Annotated in this window: 13 protein-coding genes; 8 read left to right on the top strand and 5 right to left on the bottom strand. The window is 75.5% G+C overall.

Annotated elements, in window-relative coordinates; genetic code table 11:
• The first annotated feature begins 154 nt into the window (after positions 1 to 154).
• Positions 155 to 865 (top strand): hypothetical protein, encoded by a 711-nt coding sequence (locus AB0O09_RS15455; protein WP_363542169.1) that lies wholly within the window; start codon positions 155 to 157, stop codon positions 863 to 865.
• A 5-nt stretch (positions 866 to 870) separates the two neighbouring features.
• On the opposite strand, the gene AB0O09_RS15450 is transcribed toward AB0O09_RS15455, so the two are convergent.
• Entirely contained in the window at positions 871 to 1,125 is a 255-nt protein-coding gene (locus AB0O09_RS15450; RefSeq protein WP_363542168.1) for a hypothetical protein, read from the bottom strand.
• A gap of 97 nt (positions 1,126 to 1,222) precedes the next feature.
• On the opposite strand from AB0O09_RS15450, the gene AB0O09_RS15445 reads away from it, so the two are divergent.
• The 3 genes from AB0O09_RS15445 to AB0O09_RS15435 all read left to right on the top strand — a co-directional run bounded on the left by AB0O09_RS15445 (position 1,223) and on the right by AB0O09_RS15435 (position 4,493).
• Positions 1,223 to 1,837, top strand: a complete 615-nt coding sequence (locus AB0O09_RS15445) for a hypothetical protein (RefSeq protein WP_363542167.1) — start codon at positions 1,223 to 1,225, stop codon at positions 1,835 to 1,837.
• A 754-nt stretch (positions 1,838 to 2,591) separates the two neighbouring features.
• Positions 2,592 to 3,149: a HutD family protein gene (locus AB0O09_RS15440; protein WP_363542165.1), complete on the top strand. Its 558-nt coding sequence runs from the start codon at positions 2,592 to 2,594 to the stop codon at positions 3,147 to 3,149.
• 432 nt (positions 3,150 to 3,581) lie between these two features.
• On the top strand, positions 3,582 to 4,493 hold the full coding sequence (locus tag AB0O09_RS15435) for an arginase family protein (protein WP_363542164.1): 912 nt from the start codon (positions 3,582 to 3,584) through the stop codon (positions 4,491 to 4,493).
• Positions 4,494 to 4,520: 27 nt separating this feature from the next.
• Here AB0O09_RS15435 and AB0O09_RS15430 read toward each other — a convergent pair whose 3' ends face one another.
• The gene (locus tag AB0O09_RS15430; protein WP_344623508.1) at positions 4,521 to 4,796 is read right to left on the bottom strand and encodes a hypothetical protein; all 276 of its coding nucleotides are present in this window, start codon (positions 4,794 to 4,796) and stop codon (positions 4,521 to 4,523) included.
• Positions 4,797 to 4,992: 196 nt separating this feature from the next.
• Here AB0O09_RS15430 and AB0O09_RS15425 point away from each other — a divergent pair, with 196 nt between their 5' ends.
• The 3 genes from AB0O09_RS15425 (at position 4,993) to AB0O09_RS15415 (ending at position 10,463) form a co-directional block, all read left to right on the top strand.
• Entirely contained in the window at positions 4,993 to 5,637 is a 645-nt protein-coding gene (locus AB0O09_RS15425) for a dihydrofolate reductase family protein (RefSeq protein ID WP_363542163.1), read from the top strand.
• Positions 5,638 to 5,788: 151 nt separating this feature from the next.
• Positions 5,789 to 6,943 carry a cytochrome P450 gene (locus AB0O09_RS15420; protein ID WP_363542273.1) on the top strand — a complete coding sequence of 385 codons (1,155 nt, stop codon included), beginning with the start codon at positions 5,789 to 5,791 and terminating at the stop codon, positions 6,941 to 6,943.
• A 346-nt stretch (positions 6,944 to 7,289) separates the two neighbouring features.
• The gene (locus AB0O09_RS15415; RefSeq protein WP_363542162.1) at positions 7,290 to 10,463 is read left to right on the top strand and encodes a TIM-barrel domain-containing protein; all 3,174 of its coding nucleotides are present in this window, start codon (positions 7,290 to 7,292) and stop codon (positions 10,461 to 10,463) included.
• A 63-nt stretch (positions 10,464 to 10,526) separates the two neighbouring features.
• Here AB0O09_RS15415 and AB0O09_RS15410 read toward each other — a convergent pair whose 3' ends face one another.
• Together AB0O09_RS15410 and AB0O09_RS15405 are read right to left on the bottom strand one after the other, a co-directional pair.
• A complete protein-coding gene (locus AB0O09_RS15410; protein ID WP_363542161.1) occupies positions 10,527 to 10,817 on the bottom strand; it encodes a hypothetical protein in 291 nt (96 codons plus the stop codon).
• A gap of 108 nt (positions 10,818 to 10,925) precedes the next feature.
• The gene (locus tag AB0O09_RS15405) at positions 10,926 to 12,182 is read right to left on the bottom strand and encodes a glycosyltransferase (protein WP_363542160.1); all 1,257 of its coding nucleotides are present in this window, start codon (positions 12,180 to 12,182) and stop codon (positions 10,926 to 10,928) included.
• Positions 12,183 to 12,495: 313 nt separating this feature from the next.
• Here AB0O09_RS15405 and AB0O09_RS15400 point away from each other — a divergent pair, with 313 nt between their 5' ends.
• Positions 12,496 to 12,912 (top strand): PPOX class F420-dependent oxidoreductase, encoded by a 417-nt coding sequence (locus tag AB0O09_RS15400; RefSeq protein WP_363542159.1) that lies wholly within the window; start codon positions 12,496 to 12,498, stop codon positions 12,910 to 12,912.
• On the opposite strand, the gene AB0O09_RS15395 is transcribed toward AB0O09_RS15400, so the two are convergent.
• Positions 12,822 to 13,265 carry a hypothetical protein gene (locus tag AB0O09_RS15395; RefSeq protein WP_363542272.1) on the bottom strand — a complete coding sequence of 148 codons (444 nt, stop codon included), beginning with the start codon at positions 13,263 to 13,265 and terminating at the stop codon, positions 12,822 to 12,824. The two genes, AB0O09_RS15400 and AB0O09_RS15395, sit on opposite strands and share 91 nt — an antisense overlap.
• Between the last annotated feature and the right edge of the window lie 55 nt (positions 13,266 to 13,320).

Genomic DNA, 13,320 nt, shown 5'->3' with positions numbered 1-13,320 from the left:
GGCGAGACCGGCCGCCGGGCACGAGCCCCCGACAGAGCGAGGGGCAGTGCCACCAGTCCCGTCCCCACCAGGGCCGTCCGCAGCACCCGGGGCCGGTGGGCGACCGTCCTCGGCAGCAGGGCAGGCCTCTCCACCGTCACGGGGGTTCCCCACTGTGTGCTACCGACCTGCCCTCAGCGCCGCCAAGGCCACCGTCGCGCTGGCGCTCCTGCCCGGCGTGCTGTTCGGCGGCCCGCTCGCCGGTCCCACCGGCGCCTCCGCGGCCGGTGCGCCGGACGACACCGCAGCGGTCGCCGTCCGGGCGGAGGACCCGGGGCACCGCTCGGTCGAGGCCGTACCGCCGCTGCGCGCGGACCGCGGCGCGGGCGTGCCGCTGCCCGACCGCGGACTCGGGGTGTTCACGGCTCACCGCAGCGGTCTGCGGCTCCAGGCGGACGGCACCGGCGCGGCCGAGGACTCACGGGCCGCCGACGGCACCGGCCTGCGGACCGCGCCCGTCGCGGCCGCCGACTCCCAGGAGTGGCTGGTCCGCCCGGCTGCGGACGGCCGGCTGCTGATCCAGTCATTGCTGGCCGGCGACGACACGGCCGGTCCGCTGCTGCTCACCGCCGAGCCGGACGGCACCGTGGACCTGCGGTCGGACCGGGCCCGCGGCCTCGCCGACGACCCGTCCCAGATCTGGTCCTTCGTCCGGGTCACCGACGCCGACCCGCTGCACCTGGAGCCGCAGCCCGCACGGGCCCGCTTCACGATCCGCGCCGACGACGGGGGCTGCCTGGTCGACCGCGGGCCCGCCACCGCCCCGGTCGTCGGCAGCTGCGACACCCCGCGGGCCTGGTGGACGGCCGACGGGCTGACCGGCTGAGGGCGTCAGCAGACGTCCCAGTGCCCCACGGTCACGGCCCGGTCGCACTCGGGACAGACCCGGGCCGACTCCGGCGCCGGATCCCAGGCCGCGGCGCCCACGGCCTCCATGTCCACCTGACTCATGCCCTCGGCCTGCTGGCCGCAGAAGGTCCGGGTGAGGGGGACGTCGGTGGGTGCCGCGTGCACGGTGGTGCCCGCCCCGTCGGGCGGGAGCACCGGACTGTCGGCCAACGGCTCGTGCAGAACGACGATGCTCATACCTCCACTGTTCTCCCCGGCCGCCCGCTCGGCACCCCCACCGGCGGCGCACCCCGGGGGCGCGGGCACGATCGGGTCCGAGGACGGAGGGGGAGCGGTGGGATTCATCGGCGTGTGGGTGCTCGCCCCCGTGCCGGACGAGGTCGTGGCCGAGCTGGCCGCGGTGGCCGGGCCGGTGGTCGAGGCGCAGCGGAACGACCCCCGCACCCGGGAGCTGTGGCAGCAGTGGTGCGCCGCGCCGGAGGCCGTCGGGGTGGAGTCGGCGGACCGGGCGGCGACGGTGGCCTTCGACCTGCTGTCCGGTGCCTGCCCGCTGGGCGGCCGTGTCGAGGAGCTGTACGCGGCCTTCGACCGGGTGCCCGCCGAGTGGCGGCCGCTGATGCTGACACCGGTCTGCCGGAAGGGATTCCCCGCGGCGGCCCTGGCCCACGGGCTGGGCCCCGAGCGCTTCGCCCGGTTGCCCGGCTGGTTCGGTGACTTCTTCCTCGACGCCGGGCGGGTGCGGGCGGCCCTGCCGGAGGTGCTCGCCGCGCTGGACCTGCCGGAGAGCGAGCGTCCGGCCGTCGAGCGCCGCACCGTGCAATGGCTGTCGGACCACGGCGGCGGCCGGCCGGAGGAGGCGGCCGCACTGCTGGACGGCATCGGCCCGCTGTGGCAGACCGCCGCCGACGCGGGCGCGGGCCTGCTGGGGTGCATGTTCGTGCCGGGCTGAGCCCGGCCGCGGCCGAGGCCAGTGCCCACGGCGTGCCGGGCAGGGGCGCGGCGGACGCCCTGGTGCCGTCGAGGTCGCCGTACACGCACCGGACGTGCTCCGTCAGGGTGCGATGCCCGGCGGGCGGCCTACCTGCCGGTGGCTTCCCGGCTGCGGGAGCGGGTGTTGCCGGCGGGGCCCGGTCGGGCGGGGCCGACCGGGCCGGGGCCGGTCAGAGGGCCCGGGTGACCGGTCGGAGCAGGGCACGCGCAGGTCCGGAGGGGTCCTCGTCGCCCGGCAGGGCGTCCTCCGCGGTGCGCTGGCAGGCCGAGCAGAGCTCGTGCCGGCCGGAATCGGTGATGACGCTGCCCCATCCACGGCATTCCGTACAGCCTCGGGCGAGGGCGACGTCGGCACGGGGGGCAGGAGCGGGAGCGGGGTGGGCTCCGTGATGCATGGGTGATGTCCTCGGTAGAGCGGTATCACTTCGACCCAGCTTGTCATGATTTTCGACCGAACGACTGTGACTCATCTCTCCCGGTGTTCGAGATGCGCACGGACGGCCGGTGTGGCAGCCCGGCGTGGGCGGACGCGTCCGGCGCGGGGTGCCGCTCCCGATGGTCCTACCGGCGGCTCCGCCCCGCCGGAAGTTGACGACACATCGGATCCGCCGCCGAGGGCCCGGGCCGGCACCGGTCGGCGGGCCGTGTCCGGCCCTGCGGTGCGTGACAGAATCGCCGCGAAGCGGACCGGCGAGCAGGACAGGCGAGGGGCCATGGCGGTGGAGGTACTGCGGGCGGCGGACCGGGCGGCGGTGCCGTGGCTCAACGGGGGCGGCGTGACCCGCGAGGTCGCGGCCGGGCCGGCCGGTGCGGGGATGACCGACTTCGCCTGGCGGGTCAGCCTGGCGGACGTCGCCCGGGGCGGGCCGTTCTCCGTCTTCGCGGACACCGACCGGGTGATCACCCTGGTCGAGGGCGCCGGGATGACGCTGACGGTTGCCGGTGCCGAGCAGGCGCTCACCGAGCCGTTCCGGCCCTTCGTCTTCCCCGGGGACGCGGCCACCGACTGCCGGCTGGAGGGCGGGCCGGTGGTCGACTTCAACGTGATGACCCGGCGCGGCCGCGCGAGCGCGCAGGTCGAGATCGCGGACGCCCCGCGCCCCGTCCGGGCCCCCGAGGGCGGCGTCCTGCTGGTCGTCTGCCTCGCCGGCACCGCCGCCCTGGCCTCGGCCGGGTACGACCTCGACCGGTACGACGCGGTGCTGCTGCACCACGGCGGAGACCTGCTCCAGGTCGACGGCGCCGCCGCCGTCGTGACGATCCGCCAGTAGCGGTTCGGCCCGGGAGGGGGACGGCGGGCGTGCGAATGCGGATCGAGGACGTGGTGGCCGGTACCGGGCCGCGGCGTCGCCGTCACCGGCCGGCTCGCCGCCGGGACGGCCGTTCCGGACCGGGCCCTGCTGCTCGGCCCGGACGGGCAGGCAGCAGGACGGGCGGGCGGCGGCCGGTGACGGTCACGGTCGCGGGCGTGGAGCGGTTCCGCAGCTGCTTCGCCGGGGACGGGGCGGCGGACGAGGCCGTGGGCCTGCTGCTGACCGGTGCGGCCGCGGACGAGGTCGGTCGCGGCATGCTGCTCTGCACGGAGGACCGACCGTCCCGGCCCGGGCGTGGGAGGCCGCCGGGCCCCCCCGGCCGCGCCTACGCTCGCCGCAGGCGCGGCCGGGTTCCCGTACCCGGCCGGCGAACCGGAGAGGGGCCATGCCGTGCCGCGTGAGATCGCGCTGCTGGGAGTGCCGTCCTGCGCAGGGACGCACGGACCCGGTCAGGAGAAGGCGCCCGCCGCCGTCCGGGCGGCCGGGCTGGCCGAGGGGCTGCGCAGCGCGGGTCTCGCCGTCCGGGACCACGGCGACCTACCGGCGGTGCCCTTCCGCACCGACCCGGAGCACCGCAACCGGCAGAACCTCGCCCTGGTCACCGACGTCGCCCGGTCCGTCGCCGACCGGGTCGGCGCCCTCCTCGACGACGGCGCGCTGCCGCTGGTGATCGGCGGGGACTGCACCATCACCCTCGGCGTCACCGCCGCCCTGGTCGCGCGGCGGCCCGACACCGGCCTGATCTACTTCGACGGCGACGTGGACCTGTCGGTGCCCGACAGCACCGTCTCCGGCGTCCTCGACACCATGGTCCTCGCCCATCTGCTCGGCGAGGGCGCCCCCGAGCTCGCCGGCCTCGGACCGCGGACCCCGCTGCTGACCGCCGACGCCGTCACCGCCTTCGGCCACGACCCGGTGGAGGTGAACGCGGCCGAGCGGGACCGGCTCGCCCGGTACGGCCTGCGGACCCACCCGTGCACCGGGCTGACCGCCCCCGGGGCCGACCCCGTCGCCGCGGCCCGCGCCGTCCGCGGCGACCTCGCCGAGCGGTACGCGCACCTGCTGCTGCACTTCGACGTCGACGTGATCGACTCGACCGAGCTGCCGCTGGCGGACTTCCCGCACTTCAACCAGGGCCTGCCGCTGGCCGTCGCACTGGACTGCCTCGCCGAGTTCGCCCGCGCCCCGCAGCTGGCCGCCGTGGTCGTCACGGAGATCAACCCCCTCCGCGACCAGGACGGCAGCCTGGTGCGGACCCTCACCGACGGCCTGGTCCGGGCCCTCGCCGGAGCAGCGGAGTAGCAGGCGGTTTCCGGTGCCCTTCGGCGGTCAGCCCGCGGTGAGGGCCCGGTCGCAGTCGAGGCAGTGGCGGGTGGTCTGGGACGGCGGGTACCAGCTGTCGCCGGGGGCGGCGCGACGGTAGGGCTCGGGTTCGAGGTCGCCGGTGGGCAGGCCGCAGAACGTGGCGGCGGCGGGCCGCTCCGGGTCCTGCGGGTCGGCGGGGGCGGCATGGACCCAGCGGATGCGCGCGCCGACGTCGACCTCGCCGCTGTCCAGGACCTCCGTGGAGGGTTCCAGTTCGAGGAGTACGAGGACATCGGTCATGCCTCGACCTTGCCCCGTTCGGCCCAGCGCCGCATCCCGGCCCGCACCGCGCCCGAGGTACCCGTCGTCGTCCCGCGCCGGTCGCGCCGCGCCCCGGCGTCCGGTGCTCCGCGGATCTGTCGTACCCCGGGGATAGATTCGGTCGGAACGGGTGCGGCGGGGCCGCGCCGGATTGCCGACTGCCGGAGGTCCTCGCGTGTCGCTGGTACGGGTCCACAACTTCTCGGTCTCGCTCGACGGTTTCGGCACCGGAGAGGGGCAGACCCTCGACGCGCCGTTCGGCCACGCCGGCCACCGGCTGCACGGCTGGTTCTTCAACACCAGGGCGTTCCGGTCGATGCAGAGCAAGCAGGGCGGCGACTTCGGCGTGGACGACGCCATGGCCGCGACCTGGGCCGACGGGATCGGCGCGGAGATCATGGGCCGCAACAAGTTCGGTCCGCAGCGCGGCCCCTGGGAGGACCACGACTGGAACGGCTGGTGGGGCGAGGAGCCGCCGTTCCACACGCCGGTCTTCGTGATGACCCACCACCCCCGCCCCTCGGTGGAGATGAAGGGCGGCACCACCTTCCACTTCGTGGACGGGGCGCCGCAGGAGGTGCTGAAGCAGGCCAAGGAGGCCGCGGGCGGCCTCGACGTCCGGCTCGGCGGCGGGCCGAGCACCGTGCGGGCCTTCCTCGCCGAGGACCTGGTCGACCACCTGCACGTCGTCGTGGTGCCGATCCTGCTCGGCCGCGGCGAGCGCCTCTGGGACGGGCTCGAAGGGATCGAGGAGCGCTTCCGCATCGAGACGGTGGCGAGCCCCAGCGGGGTCACCCATGTGACGTTCAACCGTGCCTGACCGGGTGTCACCGATCGGCGCACGGGGCGCCCTCTAGGCTGACCGGGTGACCGCACCGGACCTCGCACACTCCGCCCGCCCCTCCGCCCGCCCTTCCACCGACCCTGCCGCCGAACCCTCCACCGGTTCTTCCGCCGGCCCGGCCGCCGCGCTGATCGCCGACCCGTACGCCGGGTACGCCCGACTGCGGGCGGCCGGCCCCGTGCACCGGATCACCGGCCCGGACGGGCTGCCCGTCTGGCTGGTCACCCGGTACGCGGACGTGCGCCGGGCGCTCGCCGACCCCCGGCTCGCCCTGGACAAGCAGCACGCCGCGCCCGGCAACTACCGCGGCTTCGCCCTGCCGCCCGCCCTGGACGCCAACCTGCTCAACATGGACCCGCCGGACCATACCCGGATCCGGCGGCTCGTCTCCCAGGCGTTCACCCCGCGGCGGATCGCCGCACTGCGCGGATCGGTCGAGCAGGTCGCCGACGCCCTGCTCGACGCGATGGCCCCGCACGGCCGGGCCGACCTGATCACCGCCTACGCCGCACCCCTGCCGATCACCGTGATCTGCGACCTGCTCGGCGTGCCCACCGAGGACCGCCACGACTTCCGGGCCTGGACGGACGCCCTGGTCACCCCCGACCCGGCCCGCCCGCAGGACGCCCGGGCGGCCGTCGCCGCGATGCTCGCCTTCTTCACCGCGCTGATCGACCGCAAGCGCGCCGTACCCGGCGACGACCTGCTCTCCGACCTGATCGCCGTCCGCGACGAGGGGGACCGGCTCGGCGAGGACGAGCTCACCTCGCTCGCCTTCCTGATCCTCTTCGCCGGGTACGAGAACACCGTCCACCTGATCGGCAACGCCGTCCTCGCGCTGCTGCGCCACCCCGGCCAACTGGCCGCGCTGCGCGCCGACGAGAGCCTCGTCCCGGCCGCCGTGGAGGAGTTCGCCCGCTACGACGGGCCGGCGCCGCTGGCGATCCGCCGCTTCCCGCGGGAGGACGTCGTCATCGGCGGCGTCACCGTCCCGGCGGGGGAGACGGTGCTGTGCGTCCTCGCCTCGGCCAACCGCGACCCGGAGCAGTTCCCGGAGCCGGACCGGCTCGACGTGCACCGGCGGGAGACCGGTCACCTCGCCCTCGGCCACGGCATCCACTACTGCCTGGGTGCCCCGCTCGCCCGGCTGGAGACCTCGGTCGCGCTGACCGCCCTGCTGCGCCGCTTCCCCGAACTGGCGCTGGACGTGCCGGAGTCGGAGCTGCGGCACCGTCCCTCGTTGCGGGCCCGCGGCCTGCTGGAGCTGCCGGTGCGGTTCTGAGCGCCTCTGGGCATCTCTGAGCACCTCTGAGCACCGAGGAGGCTGACGGCCGGGGCCGGCGCGGATCGTCCGCGCCGGCCCCGGCCGTCGTGCGAGGTCCTGCCCCGTCCGGTGGCGGCTCCGGCCCCTGCGTGCACACGGCTCGCGCGTGCATGCGCGAAACTGCGCGAACATCGGCCGGTTCGAGCAATTGACGTCACATCAGGGCTCTGCTCTGATGTGAAGCGCCCTGACGGCCCCGACCGCCGGGACAGCCCCGACTGCCCCTGCCCGCGGCCGAGTCGAGCGTGCCGCGGCGCCGTTTCCGGGTCACCGGACCCCCGCAGACCTCCGAGGAGGCACCCTCGTGCGATCCGCTCCGCCCACCGTCCGACCGCGGCCGGGAAGTCCCGGCGCCAGGCCCGTCGCGCTCCCGCTCGCCCTGCTGCTCGTCGCCGTCCTCGCCGCCGTCCTCGGCCCGGCCCACCCCGCCGGTGCCGCAACTCCCGGAAACGCCACCGGGATCACCCGCTCGGGCAACACCTTCACGGTGACCGCCTCCGGCGGCGCCGCCGCCCGGATCGTCCTCGCCCGGGCCGACATCCTGCGGATCTGGCTCTCCCCGGACGGCAGCTTCACCGACGACCCGGCCGGCCACGACCTCGCGACCACCACCGACTTCGGCGCCGTCGACGCCACCCAGACCGACGCCGGCGCCTACTGGCGGATCGCCACCCCGGCCGTCTCGCTGCGGATCAACAAGTCGCCGCTCACCTTCGCCCTGTACCGGGCCGACAACACCACCCTGCTCTGGGCCGAGTCCCAGCCCACCAGCTGGACCGCCGACCGGACGACCCAGTACCTCACCCGCGGCGCCGACGAGCAGTTCTACGGCACCGGCCTGCGCCTCGGCGAGTGGGCGCTGCGCGACAGGACCGTGCCCGTCGCCGTCAGCAACTCCTGGACAGAGAACAGCAACGCCAGCCCCGCGCCGTTCTACATGTCCACCAACGGCTACGGCGTGATGCGCAACACCTGGGCCCCCGGCTCCTACGGCTTCGGCTCGCCGACCACGCTCGCGCACGACGAGAAGCGCTTCGACGCCTGGTACTTCGCCGGCGACTCGCTCAAGGACGTGCTCGGCGGCTACACCGACGTCACCGGCAAGCCCTTCCTCGCCCCGGTCTGGGGCCTCGAACTCGGCAACGCCGACTGCTTCAACGCCTCCAACCCCGCCTACCAGGGCGACCACGGCAGGCTCCGCCACCAGACCACCCCGGACGCGGTCGGCTACGCCGCCGACGCCCGCGCCGCCGACATGCCCTCCGGCTGGTTCCTGCCCAACGACGGCTACGGCTGCGGCTACACCGACCTGCCGAGCACCGTCTCCGGTCTCGCCGCCAAGGGCGTGCACACCGGACTGTGGACCTCCACCGGACTGTCGAACATCGACTGGGAGGTCGGTACGGCCGGCTCCCGGGCGGTGAAGACGGACGTGGCCTGGATCGGCGGCGGCTACAAGACCGCCTTCACCGGCGTGCAGCAGGCCGTCGCCGGGATCGAGGACCACTCCGACGCCCGCCGCTTCGTCTGGACGGTCGACGGCTGGGCCGGCACCCAGCGCAACGCCGTCGTCTGGACGGGCGACACCAGCGGCACCTGGGACGCCATGCGCTGGCACGTCCCGGCGATCGCCGGTGCGGGTCTGTCCGGCCTCAACTACGCCTCCGGCGACGTCGACGGCATCTTCGGCGGCAGCCCGAAGACCTACGTCCGCGACCTGCAGTGGAAGGCCTTCACCCCGGCCTTCATGACGATGTCCGGCTGGGGCGCGACCAACCCGTCCGCGGGTTACCAGGACAAGCAGCCCTGGCGGTTCGCCGAGCCCTACCTGTCGATCAACCGCAAGTACCTGCAGCTGAAGATGCGGCTCACCCCCTACCTCTACACGATGAGCCGCAACGCCACCGACACCGGCGTCCCGTCCACCCGGGCGATGGTGCTGGAGTACCCGGACGACCCGGTGGCGCGCGGCAACGCGACCAGCGGCCAGTTCATGGCCGGCGACTCCTTCCTGGTCGCCCCGGTCGTCTCCGACACCGCCGTCCGCGACGGCATCTACCTGCCCGCCGGCACCTGGACGGACTACTGGACGGGCAAGGCGTACACCGGGCCCGGCTGGCTCAACGGCTACAGCGCGCCGCTCGACATCCTGCCGCTCTTCGTCAAGTCCGGTGCCGTCGTGCCGATGTGGCCGCAGATGAACTACGCCGGCGAGAAGCCCGTCTCCCGGCTGACCTACGACGTCTACCCGCGCGGCAGCTCCACCTTCAGCCTGTACGAGGACGACGGCACCACCCGCGCCTACCGGTCCGGGGCGTACGCCCGTCAGCGGGTCGACGTCACCGCACCGCAGTCCGGCACCGGCGACGTCAGCATCGCCGTCGGGGCGGCCACCGGCAGCTACACCGGCAAACCCGCCTCCCGCGACTACGAGTTCACCGTGCACGCCGCCGCCGCACCCGGCAGCGTCACCGTCGCCGGCACCGCGCTGCCCGCACTGGCCAGCCGCAGCGCCTACGACGCGGCCGCCAGCGGCTGGTACTTCGACCCGGCGGACCGCTCCGGCGTGCTCCTGGTCAAGACCGGCTCCCGATCCGCCGCCTTCACCGTGACGGCCACCGGCCTCACCCTGCCCACCGGCAGCGCGATCCCCGGCGCCACCCCCATCCCCACCGGCGGCTGGACGGTCGCCTACGCCGACAGCCAGGAGACCTCGGCCGAGAACGGCGCGGCCGCGAACGCCATCGACGGCAACAGCGCCACCCTCTGGCACAGCAAGTGGTCGGGCACCGCCGCACCACTGCCGCACGAGCTGCAGATCGACCTCGGCGCCCGCTACGCCGTCGACGGCCTGAGCTACCTGCCCCGGCAGGACGGCGGCGTCAACGGCCGGATCGGCGGCTACGAGGTGTACGTCTCCGACACCACCGCCGACTGGGGCAGCCCCGTCGCCACCGGAAGCCTCCCGGACGGCGCGGCGCAGCAACGGATCTCCTTCGGCGCCAAGAACGGCCGCTACCTGCGACTGAAGGCCCTGAGCGAGGCGGGCGACCGCGGCCCGTGGACGAGTGCCGCCGAGATCGGCGCGACCGGACGCGCCCTGCCGCCACCGACCGACACCACCCTGGTCAACGGCGCCTCCGGCAGCTGCGTCGACCTGCCCGGCTCGGCGACCTCCCCCGGCACCCGGCCGACCCTCTACACCTGCCACGGCGGCGGCAACCAGCGCTGGACCCTGCACGCCGACGGGTCGCTCACCGGACTCGCCGGGGTCTGCCTCGACGGCACGGCCGGCACCGTCGCCGTGCAGCCCTGCAACGGCTCCACCGGACAGCGCTGGCAACAAGGGCCGCAACTCGCCCTGGTCAGCGGCGGGAAGTGCCTCGCACCGGAGAAGTCCGGCACTGCGAACGGCACCGGACTGCTGCTCGCCGCCTGCACCGGCAGCGCCGCGCAGCGCTGGGCGACCACCCCCTGACCGGTCGGCCGCGGGGGCCCCGGGCAGCGCGCCCCGGGACCCCCGCGGCCCCGGGGTGCCGGGTCACCGCGCGCTCGCGGCGATCTGCGCGTACTCCTGGGCGGCGGCCCACAGCTCACCGGCGGTTGGCCGCATCCCGGGCGCGGTGTTCATCGCGGCCTCGGCGTTCATCGCGGCGAAGCCCCACAGCTCGCGCAGTTCGCCGTGCGCCGTCCGCTCGGCCTCGCGGAGCGCCGAGAGCAGCGCCCGACCGGTGAGCGGCGGTGGTACGGGCAGGAACGACCAGGGCCCCGGCGGGTCCTGGTCGAGCAAAACGGTCGGCTGTGCTCCGCCACGCGGAGTGGTGTCGTTCATGCGGCACACGATCGCACCTGGAACTGACACGCCGTCGGTGGCCCGTGGACGGCGGCTGCGGTTCCGTCCCGCTCGGCCCGCTCGGCCCGCTCGGCCCGCCCAGCCCGGTCAGTTCGCTCGGCCCGCGAGACGGTCCACGGCGGCGAGCACCGGGGCCACGCCGTCCTCGTCCCGCAGACGGGCGGCCAGGGCTCGGGCGCGGCGGGCGTGCTCCGGGTCGGCGGTGGCCGCGCGCAGCGCCGCGGCGAGGGCGCCGGCCGTCAGACGGCGCAGCGGCACGGCCGCCGGGGCCACCCCCAGACCGGTCAGGCGGCCGGCCCAGAACGCGGCGTCGAACTGGATCGGGACGGGGACGGCCGGGACCCCGGCCCGCAGGCCCGCCGCGGTGGTGCCGGCCCCGGCGTGGTGCACGACCGCGGCCGTCCGCGGGAAGAGCAGGTGGTGCGGGACGTCGTCGACGGTGATCACGTCCGGGCCCTCGGCGTGCAGCTCGCTCCAGCCGCGCTGGACCACGCCGCGCAGCCCGGCCGCGCGCAGCGCCGCCACGACCGTGCGGGAGACCCCCTCAGGGTCGGGCACCGCCGCGCTGCCCAGGCCGACGAAGACCGGGGGGTCGCCCGCGTCCAGGAAGTCGCGGAGCTCCGGCGGGAGCTCGGCCTCGGGTGGGTCCCCGGGCCACCAGTAGCCGGCCACCCGCAGACCCGGACGCCAGTCGCGGGGGCGTGGCACCACCAGTTCGCTGAAGCCGTGGAAGACCGGCCAGTCGGCCTGCTCACGCGCCCGGCGGGCGGAGCGGAGGCTGCGCCGGGGCAGCCCGAGGCGCGAGCGGGTACGGCGGACGGCCTCGGTGAAGATGCCGTCCACGGCCGCGTTCACGGCATGCCCGGCCAGCCGGTTCGGGCCCGCGCCCCAGGACCTCGCGCCGATCACCGGCGGGGCGAACTCGGCGGTCGAGGCGAGCGGTTGCAGATGGAGGCCGATGCTCGGCAGGGCCATCCCCTCCGCGATCGCGTGCCCCAGCGGCGCCAGGGCGGCCGACAGCAGCAGGACGTCCTGACCGTGGGCGGCGACCAGCAGCTCGTCCGCCATCCTGCCCACCAGCGAGCGCGCCATCGCGACCAGCCGGGTCAGCTTGCCGATCCCGCTGGAACTGCGGTGCAGGCCCTGCCCGGCGGCGGACTCAAGAGCCTCGCGCGGGTCCACCGGCAGCGGGTGGAAGCCGATCCCGGCGCCCTGTGCGAGCGGTGCGAACCGTGCGTGGGTGACCAGGGTGACCTGGTGGCCGGCCCGGGCCAGCCCGGACCCGAGTCCGGTGAACGGGGCGACGTCGCCGCGGGAACCGGCCGTCATGAGCGCGACACGCATGGTCAGCAGTATCGCGCCGGATCCCCTACCGGCGTCCCCGCGGCGCGCCGTTTCGGCCACCGCGGGGAGCGGTCGTCAGCGGTCGGATCCGGCGGGCGGACAGCGCCCGCTCCAGGGGCGCTCGGCGGCGAGGCCGGCTCCGGCCACGTGGATCCGCCGGTGCCGCAGGTCCATGGAGGTGACTCACGACCCGTCCGGCATTGCGTCGTGGTGACCGGCCGATCGGGGCCTACGCTGCGGAAGGACGGAGAAGGGACCGGAGAGCAGCCGCCCGGCGCGCGGGCGGGCCCCGGCGCGGACCAGGAGAGCGCTCATGCCCGAGCCACCGTTGCCCGAGAAGGCCGTCGCGCTGCTGCGCAGGGCGAACCCGGCCGTCATCGCCACCCTCCGCCCGGACGGCCAGCCCGTCTCCACCGCCACCTGGTACCTCTGGGAGGAGGACGGCCGCGTCCTGGTCAACATGGACGAGGGCCGCACCCGCCTGCACCACCTGCGCGCCGACCCCCGGGTCAGCCTCACCGTGCTCGACGAGCACTCCTGGTACACCCACATCACCCTGATCGGCCGGGTCGCCGAGCTGTACGAGGACCGGCGGCTCGCCGACATCGACCGGCTCTCCCGGCACTACCGGGGCCGCGACTACCCCGTGCGGGACCGCGGCCGGGTCACCGCCCTGATCGAGGTCGACCGCTGGCACGGCTGGGGCACCGTCACCGGCCGGTTCCGCTGACCGGACCGGCCGGCCGCGCCGACGTGTCCGGCCCGTCCGACGCGTCCGGCGCCTGAAGGAGTGACAGGCGCTCGGCGGACGGGCCGCCCGGCACGGCCCGGTACACCACCGGCTGCCGGCCGGGGGCGCTGTTCGGTCGTGTGCGTCTCGTATGCCGGTTCCAGGTCGCCGGCCCGCGGGTGGTGCAGCAGCTCGGCACCGGCGGACTTGCCGTGCACCTCGTGGCGGACCCACAGGACGCGGAACCCGTGGCTCTGCAGCGAGAGTTCGCCGACCAGAGCGGCCAGCCGCGGATCGCGGCCGTCCCGGTCGGCGGCGAGGCGCGCGCAGAGGGCGGCGGGCCAGGGGAGCATCGTCGTCCCGCCTGCGAGCAGGACGGGTGGCACGTTGTGGTCACCGAACGACTCG

Source organism: Kitasatospora sp. NPDC093679 (assembly GCF_040683455.1).
GTDB classification, from domain to species: Bacteria; Actinomycetota; Actinomycetes; order Streptomycetales; family Streptomycetaceae; genus Kitasatospora; species Kitasatospora arboriphila.
This window is presented reverse-complemented; position numbering and strand designations above follow the sequence as displayed.